Genomic DNA, 20,476 nt, shown 5'->3' with positions numbered 1-20,476 from the left:
AGACTCTCGTATTTATTTGTGCTCTGCTTATGGCGAGTTAACAATAAACTGCTTTTTTATAAACCAAAACTTAGAGAATAAGAAAATTGAATTTGTGGTTTAGTATCCGCGGCAACATTTCCATTTTGGTCAGTTAATTTTTCCGCCGCACCAATACCCACACTAAAAGTACTAATTCTTTCTGAATTCAACAATACATAAGCCAAATCGACACCAGCGCCTAAACGGGATTTATAATCACCATCTACCTCTTTACTATCGAGATGCCCAGCATAAAAACCGATATAGTAACCATTTTTATCTGTGCCGGTAAGATAATAAGGATAGCGAAACCCGACTTGGCCACCAGCAGTTTTGTCACCATTCAAAAATGCACCAACTTTTGCATAGGCAATACCATAAGGGTTTACCCATTCGCCGTTTAGATGTAATAATTTTTGTGTAAAACCTGCACCCACATTCCACGTAGATGCCGTATGTCCTGCTAATTTTGCTTCTGAAAGAAACGAATAGTCTTGAGCATGAGCCCAACTACTTACCGTCAAAACTGCAAGTAAGGGATAAATTTTTCTCATTATTTTCTCCATTTTCCCTAATCGTATGGTGAGAACAACCCTATTCTATTGAATGAGAGACTTTAACAGAATTATTTTGCTTCTTATATACAAGTATCTACAATTTTGTTGTCTGCAAAGTCAAAAAGTATCTTATGGAAATGCAATGAAACTTTGAAAATTATGCAATATTTTAAGCTCTCTTGCGTTAGAATAAGCAGCTATTTTTCTACCCTATGTCATTAAGTCGATCCTTATGAAGCAGCACTTTCCTTTAAAAGATATCCAGCAAGAAAAGCGCATTTATCGAGGACGAATCTTTTTTGCCGTAGGTCTGGTTATCATTTGCTTATTAGTATTAATTAGCCGATACGCTTATCTACAAATTTTTCACTACGACGAATTCTCTACTGCATCTGACAAAAACCGAATTCGCTTGCAGCCACTTCCACCTGCTCGTGGTTATATCTATGACCGAAATGGTGTATTGCTGGCAGACAACTACCCTGTTTTTACAGCAACTTTAAGTAAAACAGATGTGGAAGATGCCGACCATGTTGTTGAGCAGCTACAGCCTATTTTAGATCTAACACAAGAAGATATTGACCGTTTCAAAAGTCGTATAAAAACTGCTCGAAAAACTGAACGTGTCGCGATTAAACTTAATCTAACCGAAGCCAATATTGCCAAGTTCAGTGAAGCTAAATATAAGTTTCCCGGCGTAAGAATCGAAACGCAAATGACCCGTTATTACCCACATGGTGAGTTATTTGCTCATGTGATTGGTTATGTAGGGCGTATTAACGATAAAGAATTAAAAAGTATTGATAAAGATTTATATGCGGGAACCAACCTGATTGGAAAGATTGGCGTTGAAAAAAGCTATGAAGATTTGTTACACGGAACACCGGGTTATGAATCTGTTGAAGCAGATGCCCATAGTAATATATTGCGCCATTTAGGCCGTAAAGACCCCACTCGCGGGAATGACCTCTATTTATCTTTAGATTATGGTTTACAGGCGGTTGCATCTCAACAGCTCGCAGGCCGTCGTGGTGCCATTGTCGCCATCGACCCTCGTACTGGCGAAATTCTGGCTTTAGTATCTAGTCCAAGTTTCAACCCTAATTTATTTGTGACTGGTATTAACCATAAAGATTATAGTTCTTTACGTGATAGTTTAGATCAACCCCTTTATAACCGTGCTGTACAAGGTGCATATCCACCTGGGTCTACCATTAAACCAATGGAAGCCATGGGCGGTTTACACTACGGGATTGTAAACTGGTCAACAGCAATTTCTGACCCAGGTTACTTCCATTTACCTGGTGATTCTCATAAATTCCGCGACTGGAAAAAATCTGGTCATGGCATCGTGAACATGCATAAAGCCATTATTATGTCATGTGATACCTATTTTTATATTCTTGCCCATCAAATGGGTATTGATCAAATGAACCAATGGATGCGTCAATTTGGATTCGGTCAAAAAACAGGTGTCGACTTACCAAGTGAAAGTGAAGGTCTTTATCCAAATCCTGAATGGAAAATGCGTACTCGCAAAGCCAAATGGATGAAAGGTGAAACTATTTCTGTGAGTATTGGGCAAGGTGCGTTTACAGCTACACCATTACAACTTGCTATGGCTACTGCAATTACAGCCAATCATGGTTCTCATGTCACCCCTCACGTTTTACGTGCAACTCATGGTGCAAAACCATTTACTGTACGTAATGCACCTGATGGCAAAATCAACTTCAACGGAACGGATGAAGACTGGGTTCAAATGCGCGATGCCATGATTGATGTAATTCAATCAGGTACTGGCCGAGGCATTCGTACTCCTTTGTACCAAATTGCAGGAAAGACAGGAACTGCACAGGTTAAAAGTATTGCACAGGGTAAACGTTACAATGAATCAGCCCTAAGCGAACGCCAACTTGACCATGGTTTATTCGTTGGATTTGCACCTGCTGACAAACCAGAAATTGCGATTGCCGTGATTTGGGAAAATGGTCGTCATGGTGGTTCTGCTGCCCAACTGGCAAGACCTATTTTTGATTATTGGTTACTAACTCGTAAGAAAAATCCAATTCGACCAGCAAACCATCAAGTCAATGGTGGACTGATGACAGCTGGGATTAAGCCAGGTGAACTCTCTAGCGGCGGTGAAAGCTCTAGTCCAGCAGCAACTACCTCAACTGCACCTGCAGCATCAACACCACAAGCTACACCAGCTCGTCCTGCAACTAATGAGGTCGACGAATAATGAAAAATCAATTACGTATTATTGGCGGCAAATGGAAAAGACGAGTACTTCCTTTTGCTAGCATTGATGGTTTACGCCCAACTCCAGACAGAGTACGTGAAACTTTGTTTAACTGGCTCATGTGGGATATTCAAAATGCGCATGTCCTTGATGTGTGCACAGGCTCTGGTGCATTAGGTTTTGAAGCATTGTCACGTGGTGCTGCGTCAGTTTATATGATTGAACCAGACAAGACTCAGGCACGATTTTTAAAAGATAATGTTGAGCTATTAAAAGCTCAAAACTGTCATTTAATCAATGCAACTGCTCAACAAGCTCTACCCCGTTTGAAAGAACAGTTCGATGTGGTGTTTTTAGATCCACCTTATAGTCTAGATTTATGGCAAGAACTCTCGAACTTGGCAGAACCGCATATTAAAAAGAATGGATATATTTACGTTGAAGCTGACCGAGATTTATCTCAGCTTCACCTTCCTTCAACATGGCAACAAGTTAAAACCACCAAAGCGGGTACAGTCCACGCAGGGCTTTATCAGAAAATTTAATCATGTAGCATTTTTATGATGAATTAATTTACCGGATCTATTTATTTGAATTAGATTATTCTCATTTTGTATTTCAAAATAAATAGATCGTAAAAAATCGTATGAGTTGACCTCGATCATAAGGAAAACTCGAAATATATTCATAACCAATTTTCAGTCTTGGATTAACACTATAATTAACTCCATATCCAACTGAAATGTATAAGTCTTGAATATTAAGATGATTCGTTAAACCATTGATGTTTTTGTTCTGAAGTTGTCCCGTATCATAGGCTGTATAATTATAAATCACCCAACGCTCATTTGAATAAAATTCATTTTTGAGCACATTATAGTTATTAACTTCATCATCATGCTCAATGGCTAACCGCCTTTGTTCCAAGTTTAAATCTGATTGATCTAACAACTGGTCTGAATCTAGGAAAGTAGAATCACTTTCTGGTTGAAAAAAATCATAGGCCTGAACATATCCACTATAAAAGATAATAATTGCTGTAAAAACAGTATAAATATTTTTATGCACACACATTTTATTTTGCAAATCTAAAAAGGTAGCTTAAAGCTACCTTTTTTTGCAAGGTTTTAATTAACTTAACCCAATCACTGCCACAATTGCCGCACAAGCGCCTACAATTTTTTTACCATAAGGCACATATCGTGTAAGTTCAGCACCTAATGCCAATCCACCACAATAAATTAAAGCCATAGCCATAACCATGCCTGTTACTAATGCAACGACATGCCCTGCATGTGCTAACTCAACACCATGCGCTATGCCATGAAAGCTTGCAAGTAATGCCGCAGCAATTGGTAAAACACGATTTGATTTTGTCCATAGTGCAATTGCTGTAACAATCAAAGAAGCAATAATCCCATATTCAGCAACATTTGCAGGTACTAAGCCTTGAGCACCGATTAAAAAACCAATAATTAAGGTAACACTCAAAGTCATTACACCCACAATTTTCCATTGTTTAGCTGCTGACCAGAGTAAAACACCGAAAGCTAAGGCCATCACTAAATGATCTAAACCAGTAAATGGATGAATAAAACCCGCCATAAAACCCGAATGTTGATGGTCATGTCCAGGGTGTGCCATTACAAGTGTGGGTAGCAATGCAAGGAGCCCTATGCCCCATTTTTTTATGAAGTCCATAATCTCTCCCTAAGCTTTAAACAGCCCTTGTTTCTCGATAAATTGAATAATTTCTTCAAGGCCATCTTGTGTTTTCATATTTGAAAATAAGAACGGCTTTTCTCCGCGCATCCGTTTCGCGTCTTGATCCATCACATCAAGATTTGCACCAACCATTGGCGCAAGGTCAGTTTTATTAATAATGAGTAAATCTGATTTGGTAATGCCCGGCCCACCCTTACGTGGAATTTTTTCGCCACCGGCTACATCAATTACATATAACGTTAAATCAGAAAGTTCGGGGCTAAATGTTGCCGCTAAATTATCACCACCACTTTCAATAATAATGAGTTCTAAGCCTTCGAATTTTTCGCACAAATCATCAATTGCGGCCAAGTTAATTGAAGCATCTTCGCGAATTGCTGTGTGTGGGCATCCCCCTGTTTCTACACCCACAATACGATCTGGCGACATTGCTTCGTTACGGGTTAAAAAGTTTGAATCTTCTTTGGTATAAATATCGTTCGTTACCACAGCCATGTTGTATTTATTACGCAAGGCTAAACATAAATTAAGAGTAAGCGCAGTTTTACCCGAACCCACCGGCCCACCAATTCCAACTCGTAATGGACTACGTTCTGTCATGATTTTTATCCTTTTTTCCTAAACTTAAGATCTGAATAACCGTGAATATTGTGTTTCGTGTTTCATGCTCAGCATGGCATAACGAGGTAAAGCGCTGCTCAATTGCTCATCATTAAGTTTTAAGGCTTTCTCTATCGCCTGTGGTACCAAACCATGTAAATGCCATAAAATTCTTTGTCCAGCCATTTGCCCTAACGGTACGGTTTTTACCGCAGCCAGAACCTGATTTTCTAGAACAGTAAAAGTGTAGGCTGTGAGCACATCAACGTCTTTAAGCTCAAGTCGACCACAGAGCTGTGCATAGACAGGCACAAAACCAAACTGCTTTTTAACCTCAACAGTTTTTTTTAAAACATCTCTAATCCATGCATTTAAAGAAAATGCCAGCTGCTGAGATTCCGCTAAAAGCTCTTTGCTTTCTCGGCTTGCTCTATATAAATTTGCCCAAACCAGAAACTGATCTTGGTCATCATGATGTTGCATGAGACGTTTCAGTACTGGCAGCTCAAAGCGTACTAACAGCATTTCAAGCACTTCTTCGAAATAAGCAATTGCCGACGTTTCATCGTGTATTAAGCCAATATCAATGGCTGTTTCTACACCTTGTGAATAACAATATGCCCCAACTGGCAATGCCGTAGAAGACAATGTCAGTAATTGAAGTAATTGCGCCGCGTTATGAATGGACATGGTGCAAAGCTTTGATTGGGCTTAAGCGATGATCATGACTATGCTGTGCATAGGCACCGCTTTCAGGTTCAAATGGATGATCAATCTCTGTCACTTTCAGACCTAAGCCCTCTACCATTTCTGCAAGTACATGATCAGGCTCAAAATATAAAGCAGTAGGTGTCAGCATTAATGGTACATGTCTGTTACCGAGGTGGTAGGCTGCTTTAAGCAAATCAAAATCGGTTGCAGCAATCACTTGCATTAAACGTTCAGGCTTAGCATCAACACGTAGTACATCACCTTGTTGAGTTGCAATATATGAACCACTGCGCAAAATGCCAGTACGTGGTAAATCGGCACCAATATCTACGCCACTCGCTAAAGCCGCTCGAAACCGTGATTTTTGGCGGGTATCAAAAGTCAGTTCAACCGTTTCAAATGTCTGATCAGGAGAAATATGTTCAAGGCGTTGTGTATAGATTTTCATTTAGCTCTTCTCTCCTTATTTATTTCATTCATATGTATAAATTAATGAGGCAAATCACCTCTGTAAAACTCATTAAAACAAGAAATAACGCTGAGCCATTGGCAATACTTCAGCAGGTTCACATGTTAATAATTCACCATCTGCACGCACTTCGTAAGTCTCGGGATGTACATGCATAACAGGACAATATGTATTGTGTTTCATGTCGGTTTTGCTAATCGCACGCGTGTTTTTACATGGACTAATTAACTTTTTAAGGTTTAATTTTTCAGCAACTTTTTCATCAATCGCTGCTTGAGATAAAAAGGTAATGCAGGTGTTGTGCACACCACGTGGATAGGCGCCAAACATTGGACGGTAATGCACTGGTTGAGGTGTCGGAATTGAAGCATTAATATCACCCATTGGTGCTGCTGCAATCATGCCGCCTTTAATAATCATAGATGGCTTCACCCCAAAAAAGGCAGGTTTCCACAACACCAAATCAGCAAGTTTTCCAACTTCAACCGAACCAACTTCATGACTTAAACCATGTGTAATTGCTGGGTTAATCGTATATTTGGCAATGTAACGTTTAACCCGATTATTATCATGAAACTCGTTATCACCCTCTAAAGGGCCGCGTTGAATTTTCATTTTGTGGGCAGTTTGCCAAGTACGTAAAATGACTTCCCCCACACGGCCCATTGCCTGAGAGTCAGATGACATCATGGCAATCGCGCCTAAGTCTTGCAGAATATCTTCAGCTGCAATCGTTTCACGGCGAATACGACTTTCTGCAAAAGCGATATCTTCAGCAATTGCTGGGTCTAAATGGTGGCATACCATCAGCATATCTAAATGCTCATCAATGGTATTAATCGTATAAGGTCGTGTTGGATTAGTAGAAGATGGCAAAACATTACTTTGTCCAATCGCTTTTAAAATGTCTGGTGCGTGCCCACCACCTGCACCTTCGGTATGGTAGGTATGAATCGTACGATTTTTAAATGCGGCTAGAGTCTCTTCTAAAAAACCACTTTCATTTAAAGTATCTGTATGAATCGCGACCTGCACATCAAACTCATCTGCCACGCTCAAGCAGTTATCAATGGCTGCTGGTGTTGAACCCCAATCTTCATGCAGCTTTAAACCAATCACCCCAGCTTTAATTTGCTCTCGAATTGGGTCTGGTAAACTTAAATTACCTTTGCCTAATAAGCCAATATTCATCGGCAAATCATCAATGGCCTGTAACATGGTAGCAATGTGCCAAGGTCCCGGAGTCACGGTAGTTGCAGAGGTTCCTGCTGCTGGTCCTGTACCACCTCCAACCATTGTCGTTGTACCAGACATAAGCGCAGTTTCAACTTGTTGAGGACAAATCCAGTGAATGTGAGTATCAATACCACCTGCTGTTAAAATTTGTCCCTCACCCGCAATCACTTCTGTTGCAGCCCCTAAAGGAATCGTAATGTCTGGTTGAATATCAGGGTTTCCAGCTTTTCCTATTTTCCAAATGCGACCATTCTTTAAACCTACATCAGCTTTAACAATTCCCCACCAATCCACAATTAAAGCATTGGTAATGACCGTGTCAGCAACTTCATTGGCCAAAAGCTGTGACTGCCCCATCCCATCACGAATGACTTTTCCGCCACCAAATTTAACTTCTTCACCATATATCGTTAAGTCTTGCTCAACTTCAATAAAGAGCTCTGTATCAGCCAAGCGAATACGATCACCGACTGTTGGACCAAACATCTCAGCATATGCACGACGTGACATTTTCATAACTTAATACTCATCTCTTTCATTATCGTTGTTATGTCTAATCCAACTTACCCATAATGCGGCCTGCGAAACCATATACTTCTCGCTTACCAGCTAAAGCAACAAGTTCAACTTCCCGAGTTTGTCCCGGTTCAAAACGAATTGCTGTACCAGCCGCAATATTCAATCGGAAGCCTTTCACCATTTCACGATCAAACTGTAGTGCATCATTTGCTTCATAAAAATGAAAATGTGAACCCACCTGAATAGGCCGATCTCCCATATTGGCAACGATAACTTTTAAAGTTTGCCGCCCAACATTCAGTTCAATATCAGCATCTGGAGTAATGATTTCGCCGGGGATCATAAGCGTTCCTTTTATACGATTGGCTGATGGACAGTGACTAATTTCGAGCCATCTGGAAAAGTTGCTTCGACCTGAACCTCAGCAATCATTTCTGGCACACCATCCATTACATCTTCGCGCTTTAATAAGGTTGTACCGTAATGCATTAAATCACTGACCGTCATACCGTCCCGTGCACCTTCAAGTAAAGCTGCTGAAATAAAAGCAATAGCTTCAGGATAATTCAGTTTCAAGCCACGCGCTTTACGTCGCTCAGCAACCAGCCCTGCTGTAAAAATCAGTAATTTATCTTTTTCTGTTGGATTGAGTTCCATATCTCTTTCCTAAATTTCATTTATATTCTTTAAGCAAAATACGTGCTCAAAAGTAGCATACTGAATTTAATTGTTTTTTAAATACGCAATTTAACGTAACTTAGGTTTTCCAAATTCTTGGAAATTCTTCTTCTAAATCAAACCAATATCGACGCAATTTAGCCCGTATAGCTGCAAAAGCATCATGACAATGTCGGACATCATTTCCCAAAAAACGGGCCGAAACCACATCATCCAATAAGGTTAATGTGACAGGTGCCTGCATACGCATCATTAATTCTCGAATGAGTTCTAACTGTTGTTCTAAGTAAAATGATGAACGATATTTCTCGGGAGCGGCTGCCCAAAAGCTTCCCATCACAGCTTGATTGTTCATACCTAAACATGAACTAAGCCAACGATCTTCTCCTTCAAAATACAATGTATCTGCAACCAACAATTTTTTTTCGCGCCACAATTTAAACTGGTTGTAATAACTCCCTTGAACAAAGCGCTCAGCACGTGCCTGTCGCCCAAGTACCAACATATCCCATCCAATAAAACTTGCAGCATTATCAAGATGAATATGAGTTTCTGAATGCGCTAAAGCCCCATCAAAAAGCATCGTTTCTTGTGGAACCCACTCTAAAATAGACTGATCTTTCACATGCAAATGAATATGCTGAAAAGCTTGTTTCCCATTGGTTTTGTACCATTTCCCCGCTCCGGGAGTAGTCACTACCGCATGGGCTTGATCTTTGGTTTCAATTTCAAAAGTAAGATGATCTCCTCCTGCAATTCCTGCTGGTGGATGTACAATAATCGCATGGCATACACCTGTTCTTTCAGGCCAGAGCATTTTTTGCACCCTAACAGGGCCATGATGTTTTCTATGACTCATTATGGTGCGTGAATTTTCAAAACAAAAACCGAGCTCGAGTTGTGCATACCAAAATGGTGCTGAAGAGTTTTTTGGAAACGGTTGTGCCTGATTCATTCTGGTTCATATGTTCAAAATAAGTGCTTAAACTTATAAGCAAAATACGCACCAAATATGAAAATAAGCCGACTGATAAAATTAGATACAATTTTTCGATTTTAATGAGTTAAAAAATCATCAATGTCTAACATAAAACCACAGTAACTTATGGAATTGTTTATACAATAGCGCCCACCGTTGCTTCCATACTTGCTCTCCATGAAACTTTTTTTCGTGTTAACCCCACTTGTCTTTTTAACTGGGTGTATTTTTGGCCAATCTAGTGAGGTCAAACGTGCAGAAAAGATCCTGCACAATTTCGAATGTAAAAATGTTGAGACAAGCCAGCTTGCAACAAGCTCGATTAATTCTTACTACCAGCAATCTTTAGCGGTAAGCAAAGAAAAAGCAACTTCATACGTAGAGAGCTACAAAAATGGTGAAGAATTATTCGACATGCCGCTGGATGAGGTTTTAAAGCAACAATACCAACTCTATAAATCAGCATGCGACTCCTTAGGTGGAGTTTCAGCACAACCGTAATTTATAAGGTATTCATTAAATCGTTTTAGTGAATACCTCCTTTTTATTTTTGTTTTAATAATTATTCAAAATTTACTCACTTTACCTTTTGTTAAAATTAAATTACATACTTAAACTTTTATTAAGCTCTCATATTTCATAGCCTATTTATTGCTTTTTTATTTATTTTCCGAGGTTTAGATCATCATGAAAAAAACATTATTATCAGTTGCACTTGTAAGTGCCCTTCTTGTTGCTTGTAGCAAAAACGAAAATAAAGCCGATACAACACAACAAGCCTCTGCTCCTGCACAAACTACTGAATCAAATAACAATGCAGTAGATACCGCTCATACAGCTGAAAACTCACTAGATTGGGACGGTACATATAAAGGCACTCTTCCATGTGCAGACTGTGAAGGCATTAAAACTGAGTTAGAGTTAAAAGATGATAAAACTTATGAATTGACTGAAACTTATCTTGGCAAAGGTGATAAAAATCCATTTGAAACACATGGTACGTTTACTTTTGATAAAGATAATACCTCTGTAATTACCTTAGATGATAAAGGACAAAATCGTAAATTCTTCATTGGTGAAAATACGGCAACTGCTTTAGATATGGATGGTAAGAAAGTTGAAGGTTCTTTAGCTGAACACTATGTATTGAAAAAATAATTATTTATTAATGATAAAAAAACCCGCTCATTTGAGCGGGTTTTTTTTGAAATCAATTCTTAGTGTGCAGCGAATTGGTTCATTGTGTTTTTAGCATCGTCATGCGCTTTAAGTGCATTGTCACCAGAGAAGATTTCTTTGTGATCATCACCGATGTCAGAACCCGCCATTGCTTGGTGTTTCACACAAGCGATACCACCACGGATTTCTTTACGTTGTACGCCAGCAACATAAGCCAACATACCTTCAGAACCGAAGTAACCTTGTGCAAGCTCATGTGTAGAAAGAGCAGCAGTGTGGTAAGTAGGAAGTGTGATCAAGTGATGGAACACACCCGCTTCACGAGAAGCATCTGCTTGGAATGTACGGATCTTAGCGTCTGCATCAGCAGCTAATTCAGTAGCATCATACTCAGCGCTCATTAATTTAGCACGGTCGTAAGCAGAAACGTCTTTACCTTCAGCAACCCAACGATCGTAAGCTTGTTGACGGAAGTTTAAAGTCCAGTTGAATGATGGGCTGTTGTTATAAACAAGCTTCGCATTTGGAACAACTTCTTTAACACGGTTAACCATGTGAGCGATTTCTTCTACGTTTGGAGTCGCAGTTTCGATCCAAAGAAGGTCAGCACCATTTTGAAGGCTAGATACACAGTCAAGTACAACACGGTCAATTTGAGTGTCAGCACGGAACTGATACAAACCAGAAGGTAAACGCTTAGGACGGTGTAATTTACCATCACGTTTGATCAAGATTTCGTCTTCTTGAGCATCAGCAATGTCAATTTCAACAGTGTCTAAGAAACCGATGTATTGAGAAGCAATGTCACCTGGCTCTTTAACCACTGGGATTTTTTGAGTCAAGTCAGCGCCTTCAGAGTCAGTACGCGCAACGATGATACCGTCATCAAGACCCATTTCTAAGAATGCATAACGTAATGCATGGATTTTAGAGATGAAATCTTCATGTGGAACAGTTACTTTACCAGCTTGGTGACCACATTGTTTAGCATCAGATACTTGGTTTTCGATTTGAAGCGCACATGCCCCAGCTTCAATCATTTTACGAGCAAGCAAGTAAGTCGCTTCTTCGTTACCAAAACCAGCATCGATGTCAGCAATAATTGGCACAATGTGAGTTTGGAAACCGTCGATTTGAGCAGTGATTTCAGCAGCTTTAGCAGTATCACCAGCTTCGTTTGCTTTTTTAAGCGCACGGAATAAATCGTTTAATTCTTTTGCGTCAGCTTGACGTAAGAAAGTGTAGATTTCTTCGATTAATGCAGGTACTGAAGTTTTTTCGTGCATAGATTGGTCAGGAAGTGGACCAAATTCTGAACGAAGAGCAGCAACCATCCAACCAGAAAGGTAGATATAGCGACGTTCAGTAGTACCGAAGTATTTTTTGTTCGCAATCATTTTTTGTTGTGCGATAAAACCGTGCCAGCAACCTAATGATTGAGTGTATTTGCTAGAGTCAGCATCATAAGCAGCCATATCACGACGCATAATCGCAGCTGTATATTTAGCAATGTCTAAACCAGTTTTGAATTGGTTTTGCATTTGCATACGTGCAGCATCTTCTGGGCTAATATCGCGCCAAGTGCTACCGAATTTTGCTTTTAGTTCGCGGATTGCATCAATCGCTGTTTGATATGTAGTCATGATATTGTCCTGTATTCATTTTAGGATTTCATCGATTGAAGCCTAGAGTCATGTACTTAAATTTCTTATGACACCAGCTGCTTCTTCATGAACACAGCTTAGACTTAGCCAATCAATTAATCCAATATCCTTTATTAATCTTCAGTATTTATTTAAAAAATGTACCGATAAACCGATATTATAGATAAAACCAAAAACATTAACACTTTGTTTATAAAAATAAAATCACTCTAAAGGAGTATAGATTTTTATTCTAAAAACTTAGTAAGTCTTATTTTTATACAATTTTTGAAGTTTTCCCACCCATTTTTAACCTTAAAAGTCAATTGCAAATTAGGCTATTTTTGCCAATGTAAAAAGTCAACTTCCATGCTAGAAAGTAATAAGTTATATATAAATATATTCTATTTGTCACCTTCATACTTAAAAATGTAGCAAAGATAATAAAATCCAGCCTTTGAAGTACTTTTTACCCCTACTTAATTCCTACAAAAAATGTCGTTTTTCTCATCATTTTTTCACACAATAGTTATTAGATATGGCATAATTTGAAACAATTTCAGGGTTTTATTTTCGGTATTTTTTTTATGAATCTGGAGCGAGTAGATCTTAATCTATTAATATATCTTGATGTACTTCTTCGTGAAAAAAATGTTACGCGCGCGGCCGAACAGCTTGGGGTAACTCAGCCTGCAATGAGTAATATTTTACGTCGCTTACGTAATTTATTTAATGACCCTCTTCTTATCCGTTCTTCTGAAGGGATGACTCCAACAGAACGTGCTCTTGAATTACAACCTCGTATTCGTGATGCGCTTGCTGATCTCTCCATGATTTTGGAACCCCGTACCGAATTCCGCCCTTATACAAGTAATCGTGTTTTCCGCATTATGACATCGGACTATGCCGAGGCAACTTTAGTTCCTCGTCTTGTTAAAGCGCTCCGCTCTGAAGCTCCAAACGTTGTTCTTGATTTTCTTACACCAAGTGATGTGTCTTATAGAGACATGGAACAAGGTAAAGTTGATCTCGCAATTAATAGATTTAATGAAATACCACAAAGTTTCCATCAGGTTTTAGTTTGGCGTGATAGTTTCAGTTGTATTCTTAACGATAAACACCCTGCTGTAACTCATTTAAATTTAAAAAGCTATTTAGATGCACAACATATCTGGGTTTCTAAAACAGGTATGGGTGTCGGTTTTGGCGTAAACCCTGATAAACAAGGTGGTTTAGGCTGGATTGATCAGGCATTAGAACGTATTGGTCAACGTCGTAAAATTTCTGTATTTACTCGCCACTACCAAATGCCAGCTTTACTTGCTCAAAACGTAGACCTTATTGCCACATTACCAACACGGATGGCACGTCTACAAACACAGAACCCTAAACTGGTTATAAAGGATCCTCCTTTTTATATTCCAGAGTTCGAACTTAAAATGGCTTGGTGCCCGTTGTTACATCATCACCCTGCTCATCGCTGGTTGCGCCAACTTATCTTATTTGTTGCTCGTCAAATGATTGAAGAGGAAAACCGTGAATTTCTAACCAATAATTCACAATTTTCTCACTATTAAATAAATTTTAATTTAATTGTCGATTTCAGGCGCTGAGCAATCAATCTGATTACCTCAGCGCTTTTTTATGTTAAAACATAGTCATAATAATGATGAATCTCAGGTGATTTGTGAGTCTCTTTCAAAATATCATTATCATCGTACTGCTTATCATCGGAGCAGGCTTTTTATCTTTAACTGAAATTGCACTCGCTGGTGCCAGAAAAGTTAAGTTAAAAATTCTAGCCGAAGCTGGTGAAGAACGCGCCCAACAAGTACTAGATTTACAAGAACAATCTGCTGACTTTTTTGCAGCCTCTCAAATTGGTCTGAATGCAGTTGCGATTTTAGGCGGTATTTTGGGTGAAGCTGCTTTTCGTCCCTATTTCGTGACTTTAGTTGACCGTTTCTACGCAGGTCCTTGGACACAAACGATTGGTTTTGCCCTATCCTTTACTTTAGTAACATCACTCTTTATTTTATTTGCCGATCTTATGCCAAAACGTTTGGCTATGATTGCACCCGAAAAAATTGCAATTAGTGTTATTAATCCAATTCAGGTTTTTATTAAGGTTTGTAAACCTTTAGCTTGGGGAATTAACGCAATTGCCAACTTGCTATTCCGTTTATTTAAAGTGAATACAACACGAGAAGACAACATTACTTTTGATGATATTTCAGCAGTAATGGATGCAGGTGCGCAGGCAGGTGTACTGCAAAAACAAGAACATCACTTTATCGAGAATGTTTTTGAATTAGAAGAACGCAACGTACCTTCCAGTATGACAACACGTGAAAATGTTGTTTATTTCACCTTAAATGAACATGAAGATAGCATTCGTCAAAAATTAGCAGAGTATCCTTATTCAAAATTTTTGGTATGTAATGAAAATATTGATCAGGTCATTGGTTACGTCGACGCCAAAGACTTTCTTGTTCGTATTTTAAATAATCAATCTCCAACACAATTGAACGAAACAACCATTCGTACTGTCCTGATGATTCCGGACACCTTAACCCTATCAGAATTACTTGATCGCTTCCGCTCTACCAAAGAAAAGTTTGCGGTTGTTATAAATGAATATGCGCTTGTTGTAGGGGTTATTACCTTAAGCGATATTATGATTACGGTTATGGGCGACTGGGTAACTCCAATTGAAGAAGATCAACAAATCATTAAACGCGATAATAACTCGTGGTTAATTGATGGCAGTACACCAATTGATGACCTAAGACACGCACTTGAAATTGATGAAATGCCTGATGAAGAAAATTATGAAACATTAGCAGGCTTCATGATGTACCGCCTACGCAAAATTCCACGTCCAGCAGATTTTGTAGAATTCGGTGGCTACAAGTTTGAAGTAGTCGATGTCGATAATTTTAAAATTGACCAACTCCTTGTAACTCGAATTTTAGAACAAAGCGAAGTACATTCATCAATTGATGAAAACTGATTTATATTAATTTAAATACCTCACAATTTTATGTGGGGTATTTTTTTTAATCTAAATAAATTTTTCAAATATATGTAATAATTATTTTAGATCTATAAATTCAATTTGCTCTTTTAATCTAAAAATAATATTATTTAAATTATCACTTACATTAAATCTTAAATACTGAAAAATAATAGAATAATCTATATATCGCAATTAACATGAAGCGATTAGATCCCCATTTACATTGCCATCAAACTTATGTAACTTAGCTCAAAGCAAGCCTTTAAATGGTTCTTCTTCTCATTTCAACCATCAAACTACATATAATTTTAAAAAATATCATATAATTTTTATTTTTATAAAACCTTTATAATCCATTATAATGAATTACATTTATTATATGCTTACTATAATCTTAATATATATGTTCAGTATTTCGTCCAAATATACCTATCCAACTGAATATATATTAACCAAATAAACTAAATATATTATTTGTCTTTTTAATAAAAATTAATAAGAATAACCAAGGTCAGAGTTTTGAATAAACTTGTTCAGTAAAACTATAGGCAAAGGATTGATTGTATGCTGACATTACTTGGTGTTGGCATGATTTTGTGCTTCATGTACTTAATCATGTCCAAACGTTTAAGCCCTATTATTGCTTTAATTCTCATCCCATTTATTTTTTCTCTTATTGCCTGGGGCCTAGGTCACTACTTTGAAAGTTTGAGTCACATTGAACTCAAAGGTCTCAGTGAGATGATGCTAGAAGGCATCAAAAAATTAGCGCCAACTGGCGTAATGCTTTTATTCGCAATTTTATATTTTGCCTTAATGATCGATGCAGGTCTTTTCGATCCACCGGTTAAATGGATTTTGAAAAAGGTTAAAGGTGATCCTTTAAAAATCACAATGGGAACCGTATTTTTAACCACAATGGTTTCTTTAGACGGTGACGGCTCAACAACTTATATGATTTGTGTGGCTGCAATGTTGCCACTTTATCAACGCTTAGGAATGAATACACTCATCATGACTGCACTTATGCTGTTATGTAGCGGTGTAATGAACCTAACACCATGGGGTGGCCCTACAGCTCGTGCTGCAAGCGCCCTGCAAATTGACCCAAGCCACATTTTCGTACCAATGATCATTCCTATGGTCATTAGTATTGGTTGGTTATTTTTCTTGGCGTACTTATATGGTCGTTACGAGCAAAAACGTTTAGGCGTTATTGAGCTTGAAACTCACCATGGCGACAATATTACTGTATCGAAAGATCCTGAAGCGACCCGCCCACATTTACGCAAAGTAAATATGGTGCTTACCATCCTTCTTATGATTGCTTTGATCAAAGGCATTTTGCCTATGTCTGTGTTGTTCATGATAGCGTTCTGTATCGCAATGCTTATTAACTACCCTGATGTTGATATGCAGAAAAAGCGCATTGCAATGCATGCAGATAGTGTCTTAGCTGTTGTGGGCTTAATTTTTGCAGCAGGCATTTTCACAGGAATTTTATCTGGTACAGGTATGGTTGAGGCGATGTCTAAAGAGTTCGTCGCAATGATTCCTCCAAGCATGGGTCCATATCTTGCACCAATCACTGCTTTAGTGAGTATGCCGTTGACATTCTTTATGTCAAATGATGCTTTCTTCTATGGTGTTTTACCAATTCTTGCTGAAGCCGCTTCACATTATGGTATTAGTGCAGAAGCGATTGCTCGCGCTTCGATTGTAGGTCAACCTGTACACTTACTATCACCTCTTGTTCCATCAACCTATTTGTTATGTGGTCTTGCTAAAGTCGATTTTGCCGACCATCAAAAATTCACTTTAAAGTGGGCATTCATAACGTGTATGGTATTAATGGGTACTGCTTTAGTGATTGGTGTTTTCCCACTCTTTAGCACGCTTTAATTATTCATATGCAATAAAAAAGCCCCAATCGGGGCTTTTTTTATTTCTGTACATATTCAATTAAGTGATCTAACACAATGTTAAAATGCAATGTAATGTCTTCTTCTAAAATTTTATAAGCATTATCAAACTGAACCATTGGCCAACCTTCTTTCCAAAATGGAAAAATATTGTGTAGACCTTCAGTCACGATCGCGTCTTCACGACTAATCGCTTGAGCAACTTGAGCTAAAACCTGAGCGGTTTCTGCACCATCAATAGCTAAATAATCAATACCACGTGCTTTAAAAATACGGATGCGGTCTTTTTTATAACGAATCTTTTTCGCTTGACCTGAATTCAAGCCTAATGCCAGCGTAGCAGCTTCTACAAACTTTTCTTCAAAGTTTGCATTCAATGCAACTAAAGCCTGTTTATGTGCTTCTTGACGCCCAGCTTTCCCCCCATTACGGATAATCTCATTTGCTTCCGTATCTAGCTTATCTTTTTTCATAGACTGTAAAATGTCTAAAATTTCGATATCGCTTAAAGATTCAGGAGATTGCTCAAACATAGGAGTCCTTATACATACAACTAAAGGCATATTCTCTCATAAAAGCACCACTAAAGCAGAGTAAAATTTTAAATAGCCTATTATCTTGACTATTTTTATAGTCCTAACTTCATAGACTACACTCATAAAATCAAATAATTCTTTGGTTATAATTTTAATTATTTGCTAAATTAATTTTACCCTGATAATATTATTTTACCCAGATAAAAATATGCGGCTAAAATGAATACTAAAATTACCTATACTGCTTTCACTGGAAGTACGCTTATTGCGAGTGACTCCCTAGTTGAACTTGCAAAAAAACTTAAAGATCTTCCGAAACCAACGGAAAATATTCTGATTTTTAACGATCAAACAGGTCAACAAATTGATCTTGATCTTTCTGGTTCGGAACAAGAATTTCAACAACGTTATGCTGAACCGGAAGAAATAAAAAAAGTTGGACGACCTAAACTCGGAGTAATTTCTCGTGAAATCACTTTACAGAAAAAACATTGGGATTGGTTAGATCAACAAAGTGCGAGTGCATCAGCAGTAATTCGTAAGTTAATTGATAAAGAGTTAAATAACCCAAATTCTGAAGGTAATATTATGCTCGCTAAACAAGCCATCGACCGTTTTATGTCTGCCATGTTGGGTAATATGCCAAATTACGAAGAAGCAACACGCGCCTTATATCAAGGCGATCGAGATATATTTTTAAAGATGATTCAGAGCTATCCTAAAGATTTAAGAGAATATTTAACTTTAAAAACTCAAAGTATTTTCTAAATCCAATAAAAAAACCCGCTTACGCGGGTTTTTTCAAAATCAATTCAGCCTATTAAAGACGGACTAATGCAATAATTTGTTCAACCAACTCATCTACATTTTCAGTAGTAATGCTAGTATCAGTACCTTCAGCTACAGTAGTCAAAACAGTTACGCCAGTTTGACGGAGCAAAGCAACTTGTTCTTCCGTTAAATCAACTTTAGCAATAGCAACTACGCCTTGCTGAATTAACGAACTTTCGATGACTTGAGCTTGCTCGAGTGCTTTTGCAGAAACTTGAACTGCTGCTGGCTTTTGGCCTAAACGTGCAGCACGGTCTTCAGCAGTAACAGGATTACTATACGCAGTCCACTCTACCGCAGACTCAACCATACCCGCACCAACCGTTACATTGCTTAAACGATCAATGAAAATAAATGAACCTGTGTATCGTGAATCTTGATACTGGTCAAATACGACTGGTGCATCAAACTCAACAACAACGTCCGCAATTGCATTTAACTCAAGCTCTTCAACCTGAGTATGCTCAAGCGTATTCACATTCACACGATAGTGAATATTAGTCACTTTTGCTGGAACAGTTTGTGTACCAATCTTAACGTTGTACAACTTACCTTTCACGAGCGGATGTTCATTCATCCACACCACTGAAGCACGAACACTGCGCGAAATTAATGGTTGTTCGCCTGCACGTACTAGAACGTTACCACGGCTAATATCAATTTCATCATTCAACGTTAATGTTACAGCTTGACCCGCAACAGCTTGATCTAGATTTCCGTCAAAAGTAACGATTTCTTTAACTGTTGAACGCTTACCTGATGGTAATGCAACGATTTCATCACCAACATTGATTTCACCCAAAGCAACAGTACCAGCAAAACCACGGAAATCGAGGTTTGGACGGTTCACATATTGAACAGGGAAACGGAATTCGTGTTTGTTTGATTCACGACTAATTTCCACAGATTCAAGAATGCTCATCAAGGTTTGACCCTTGTACCAAGCTGTATGCTCAGAAACATTTACTACGTTATCACCATTTAAAGCAGAAATCGGTACAAACTGAATATTGGCTGGACGACGATCACCTAATTGGCTTACGAAAGCATCATATTCAATCTGAATTTCAGTAAAGCGTTCAGGAGAGTACTCAACCAAGTCCATTTTATTAATAGCAACAACGATATTTTTAATACCAAGTAAACTAGCAATAAACGTATGACGACGAGTTTGAGTTTGCACACCATAACGCGCATCAATCAAAATAATTGCAAGATCAGCTGTTGATGCACCTGTTGCCATGTTACGGGTGTATTGTTCATGCCCAGGTGTGTCAGCAATAATAAACTTACGCTTTTCTGTCGAGAAATAGCGGTAAGCCACATCAATGGTAATACCCTGCTCACGCTCAGCTTGTAAACCATCTACAAGTAATGCCAAGTCTGGCGCATCACCTGTGGTTCCTACTTTTTTACTATCGCGCGTTACAGCTTGCAATTGATCTTCATAAATCAATTTTGAGTCGTAGAGTAAACGTCCAATTAAAGTACTTTTACCATCATCTACGTTACCGCAAGTCAAAAAGCGCAGAAGGTCTTTTTGTTCATGTTGCTTCAAATAGGCCAAGATATCTTGACTGATTAATTCTGATTGATGAGACATTGC

21 protein-coding genes are annotated in these 20,476 nt (G+C 38.4%); 8 read left to right on the top strand and 13 right to left on the bottom strand.

Annotated elements, in window-relative coordinates; genetic code table 11:
* Positions 1-56: 56 nt before the first annotated feature.
* On the bottom strand, positions 57-575 hold the full coding sequence (locus ACLBWE_RS08090) for a hypothetical protein (protein ID WP_447602167.1): 519 nt from the start codon (positions 573-575) through the stop codon (positions 57-59).
* Positions 576-810: 235 nt separating this feature from the next.
* Here ACLBWE_RS08090 and mrdA point away from each other — a divergent pair, with 235 nt between their 5' ends.
* Both mrdA and rsmD read left to right on the top strand, forming a co-directional pair.
* Complete coding sequence (gene mrdA / locus ACLBWE_RS08085) at positions 811-2,823, top strand: penicillin-binding protein 2 (protein WP_347018721.1); 2,013 nt, start codon at positions 811-813, stop codon at positions 2,821-2,823.
* Positions 2,823-3,368: a 16S rRNA (guanine(966)-N(2))-methyltransferase RsmD gene (gene rsmD, locus ACLBWE_RS08080; protein WP_347018722.1), complete on the top strand. Its 546-nt coding sequence runs from the start codon at positions 2,823-2,825 to the stop codon at positions 3,366-3,368. The genes mrdA and rsmD overlap by 1 nt, the downstream gene beginning before the upstream one ends.
* A gap of 73 nt (positions 3,369-3,441) precedes the next feature.
* On the opposite strand, the gene ACLBWE_RS08075 is transcribed toward rsmD, so the two are convergent.
* The 9 genes from ACLBWE_RS08075 to ACLBWE_RS08035 all read right to left on the bottom strand — a co-directional run bounded on the left by ACLBWE_RS08075 (position 3,442) and on the right by ACLBWE_RS08035 (position 9,716).
* Positions 3,442-3,897, bottom strand: a complete 456-nt coding sequence (locus ACLBWE_RS08075; protein WP_424613325.1) for a hypothetical protein — start codon at positions 3,895-3,897, stop codon at positions 3,442-3,444.
* 57 nt (positions 3,898-3,954) lie between these two features.
* The gene (locus ACLBWE_RS08070; protein WP_447602164.1) at positions 3,955-4,524 is read right to left on the bottom strand and encodes a HupE/UreJ family protein; all 570 of its coding nucleotides are present in this window, start codon (positions 4,522-4,524) and stop codon (positions 3,955-3,957) included.
* Positions 4,525-4,533: 9 nt separating this feature from the next.
* Entirely contained in the window at positions 4,534-5,148 is a 615-nt protein-coding gene (gene ureG / locus ACLBWE_RS08065) for an urease accessory protein UreG (protein ID WP_002117800.1), read from the bottom strand.
* A gap of 24 nt (positions 5,149-5,172) precedes the next feature.
* On the bottom strand, positions 5,173-5,838 hold the full coding sequence (locus ACLBWE_RS08060) for an urease accessory UreF family protein (protein WP_133746561.1): 666 nt from the start codon (positions 5,836-5,838) through the stop codon (positions 5,173-5,175).
* The gene (ureE, locus tag ACLBWE_RS08055; RefSeq protein WP_231763894.1) at positions 5,825-6,307 is read right to left on the bottom strand and encodes an urease accessory protein UreE; all 483 of its coding nucleotides are present in this window, start codon (positions 6,305-6,307) and stop codon (positions 5,825-5,827) included. Before ureE ends, ACLBWE_RS08060 begins: the two co-directional genes overlap by 14 nt.
* A gap of 72 nt (positions 6,308-6,379) precedes the next feature.
* Positions 6,380-8,080, bottom strand: a complete 1,701-nt coding sequence (ureC, locus tag ACLBWE_RS08050) for an urease subunit alpha (protein WP_348950287.1) — start codon at positions 8,078-8,080, stop codon at positions 6,380-6,382.
* Positions 8,081-8,117: 37 nt separating this feature from the next.
* Complete coding sequence (locus tag ACLBWE_RS08045; protein WP_447602160.1) at positions 8,118-8,426, bottom strand: urease subunit beta; 309 nt, start codon at positions 8,424-8,426, stop codon at positions 8,118-8,120.
* Between the two features lie 11 nt (positions 8,427-8,437).
* Complete coding sequence (gene ureA, locus ACLBWE_RS08040; protein WP_002117495.1) at positions 8,438-8,740, bottom strand: urease subunit gamma; 303 nt, start codon at positions 8,738-8,740, stop codon at positions 8,438-8,440.
* A gap of 100 nt (positions 8,741-8,840) precedes the next feature.
* A complete protein-coding gene (locus tag ACLBWE_RS08035; protein ID WP_447602158.1) occupies positions 8,841-9,716 on the bottom strand; it encodes an urease accessory protein UreD in 876 nt (291 codons plus the stop codon).
* 201 nt (positions 9,717-9,917) lie between these two features.
* Between ACLBWE_RS08035 and ACLBWE_RS08030 the strand changes: the two genes are divergently transcribed.
* The gene (locus tag ACLBWE_RS08030; RefSeq protein ID WP_005042208.1) at positions 9,918-10,241 is read left to right on the top strand and encodes a hypothetical protein; all 324 of its coding nucleotides are present in this window, start codon (positions 9,918-9,920) and stop codon (positions 10,239-10,241) included.
* Positions 10,242-10,427: 186 nt separating this feature from the next.
* On the top strand, positions 10,428-10,898 hold the full coding sequence (locus ACLBWE_RS08025; protein ID WP_375036995.1) for a copper resistance protein NlpE: 471 nt from the start codon (positions 10,428-10,430) through the stop codon (positions 10,896-10,898).
* A gap of 59 nt (positions 10,899-10,957) precedes the next feature.
* Here the strand turns inward: ACLBWE_RS08025 and ACLBWE_RS08020 are convergent, their stop codons facing one another.
* Positions 10,958-12,562 (bottom strand): isocitrate lyase, encoded by a 1,605-nt coding sequence (locus ACLBWE_RS08020; protein ID WP_003653024.1) that lies wholly within the window; start codon positions 12,560-12,562, stop codon positions 10,958-10,960.
* 587 nt (positions 12,563-13,149) lie between these two features.
* On the opposite strand from ACLBWE_RS08020, the gene ACLBWE_RS08015 reads away from it, so the two are divergent.
* From ACLBWE_RS08015 to ACLBWE_RS08005, 3 genes are all read left to right on the top strand, one after another.
* Positions 13,150-14,139 carry a LysR family transcriptional regulator gene (locus ACLBWE_RS08015; protein ID WP_003653025.1) on the top strand — a complete coding sequence of 330 codons (990 nt, stop codon included), beginning with the start codon at positions 13,150-13,152 and terminating at the stop codon, positions 14,137-14,139.
* Positions 14,140-14,249: 110 nt separating this feature from the next.
* The gene (locus tag ACLBWE_RS08010; protein ID WP_003653027.1) at positions 14,250-15,575 is read left to right on the top strand and encodes a hemolysin family protein; all 1,326 of its coding nucleotides are present in this window, start codon (positions 14,250-14,252) and stop codon (positions 15,573-15,575) included.
* Between the two features lie 570 nt (positions 15,576-16,145).
* Positions 16,146-17,483, top strand: coding sequence for a CitMHS family transporter (locus tag ACLBWE_RS08005; RefSeq protein WP_017391687.1), 1,338 nt, complete (start codon positions 16,146-16,148; stop codon positions 17,481-17,483).
* A 40-nt stretch (positions 17,484-17,523) separates the two neighbouring features.
* Here the strand turns inward: ACLBWE_RS08005 and ACLBWE_RS08000 are convergent, their stop codons facing one another.
* Positions 17,524-18,036, bottom strand: a complete 513-nt coding sequence (locus tag ACLBWE_RS08000) for a hypothetical protein (protein WP_005042220.1) — start codon at positions 18,034-18,036, stop codon at positions 17,524-17,526.
* Positions 18,037-18,258: 222 nt separating this feature from the next.
* Here ACLBWE_RS08000 and ACLBWE_RS07995 point away from each other — a divergent pair, with 222 nt between their 5' ends.
* Positions 18,259-18,807 carry a DUF2239 family protein gene (locus ACLBWE_RS07995; RefSeq protein WP_005042221.1) on the top strand — a complete coding sequence of 183 codons (549 nt, stop codon included), beginning with the start codon at positions 18,259-18,261 and terminating at the stop codon, positions 18,805-18,807.
* A 52-nt stretch (positions 18,808-18,859) separates the two neighbouring features.
* On the opposite strand, the gene cysN is transcribed toward ACLBWE_RS07995, so the two are convergent.
* Positions 18,860-20,473 carry a sulfate adenylyltransferase subunit CysN gene (gene cysN / locus ACLBWE_RS07990; RefSeq protein ID WP_348950280.1) on the bottom strand — a complete coding sequence of 538 codons (1,614 nt, stop codon included), beginning with the start codon at positions 20,471-20,473 and terminating at the stop codon, positions 18,860-18,862.
* Positions 20,474-20,476: the final 3 nt, after the last annotated feature.

The organism is Acinetobacter sp. M5A5_2a (assembly GCF_053345265.1).
Note: the sequence above shows the minus strand (reverse complement) of the source record. Positions and strands in the feature narration are given on the sequence as shown.

What these genes read in the sequence shown, in the direction of transcription:
- ACLBWE_RS08090 (WP_447602167.1), bottom strand. Translation starts at nt 575, where the DNA reads ATGAGAAAAATTTATCCCTTACTTGCAGTTTTGACGGTAAGTAGTTGG.
- mrdA (WP_347018721.1), top strand. Translation starts at nt 811, where the DNA reads ATGAAGCAGCACTTTCCTTTAAAAGATATCCAGCAAGAAAAGCGCATT.
- rsmD (WP_347018722.1), top strand. Translation starts at nt 2,823, where the DNA reads ATGAAAAATCAATTACGTATTATTGGCGGCAAATGGAAAAGACGAGTA.
- ACLBWE_RS08075 (WP_424613325.1), bottom strand. Translation starts at nt 3,897, where the DNA reads ATGTGTGTGCATAAAAATATTTATACTGTTTTTACAGCAATTATTATC.
- ACLBWE_RS08070 (WP_447602164.1), bottom strand. Translation starts at nt 4,524, where the DNA reads ATGGACTTCATAAAAAAATGGGGCATAGGGCTCCTTGCATTGCTACCC.
- ureG (WP_002117800.1), bottom strand. Translation starts at nt 5,148, where the DNA reads ATGACAGAACGTAGTCCATTACGAGTTGGAATTGGTGGGCCGGTGGGT.
- ACLBWE_RS08060 (WP_133746561.1), bottom strand. Translation starts at nt 5,838, where the DNA reads ATGTCCATTCATAACGCGGCGCAATTACTTCAATTACTGACATTGTCT.
- ureE (WP_231763894.1), bottom strand. Translation starts at nt 6,307, where the DNA reads ATGAAAATCTATACACAACGCCTTGAACATATTTCTCCTGATCAGACA.
- ureC (WP_348950287.1), bottom strand. Translation starts at nt 8,080, where the DNA reads ATGAAAATGTCACGTCGTGCATATGCTGAGATGTTTGGTCCAACAGTC.
- ACLBWE_RS08045 (WP_447602160.1), bottom strand. Translation starts at nt 8,426, where the DNA reads ATGATCCCCGGCGAAATCATTACTCCAGATGCTGATATTGAACTGAAT.
- ureA (WP_002117495.1), bottom strand. Translation starts at nt 8,740, where the DNA reads ATGGAACTCAATCCAACAGAAAAAGATAAATTACTGATTTTTACAGCA.
- ACLBWE_RS08035 (WP_447602158.1), bottom strand. Translation starts at nt 9,716, where the DNA reads ATGAATCAGGCACAACCGTTTCCAAAAAACTCTTCAGCACCATTTTGG.
- ACLBWE_RS08030 (WP_005042208.1), top strand. Translation starts at nt 9,918, where the DNA reads ATGAAACTTTTTTTCGTGTTAACCCCACTTGTCTTTTTAACTGGGTGT.
- ACLBWE_RS08025 (WP_375036995.1), top strand. Translation starts at nt 10,428, where the DNA reads ATGAAAAAAACATTATTATCAGTTGCACTTGTAAGTGCCCTTCTTGTT.
- ACLBWE_RS08020 (WP_003653024.1), bottom strand. Translation starts at nt 12,562, where the DNA reads ATGACTACATATCAAACAGCGATTGATGCAATCCGCGAACTAAAAGCA.
- ACLBWE_RS08015 (WP_003653025.1), top strand. Translation starts at nt 13,150, where the DNA reads ATGAATCTGGAGCGAGTAGATCTTAATCTATTAATATATCTTGATGTA.
- ACLBWE_RS08005 (WP_017391687.1), top strand. Translation starts at nt 16,146, where the DNA reads ATGCTGACATTACTTGGTGTTGGCATGATTTTGTGCTTCATGTACTTA.
- ACLBWE_RS08000 (WP_005042220.1), bottom strand. Translation starts at nt 18,036, where the DNA reads ATGTTTGAGCAATCTCCTGAATCTTTAAGCGATATCGAAATTTTAGAC.
- ACLBWE_RS07995 (WP_005042221.1), top strand. Translation starts at nt 18,259, where the DNA reads ATGAATACTAAAATTACCTATACTGCTTTCACTGGAAGTACGCTTATT.
- cysN (WP_348950280.1), bottom strand. Translation starts at nt 20,473, where the DNA reads ATGTCTCATCAATCAGAATTAATCAGTCAAGATATCTTGGCCTATTTG.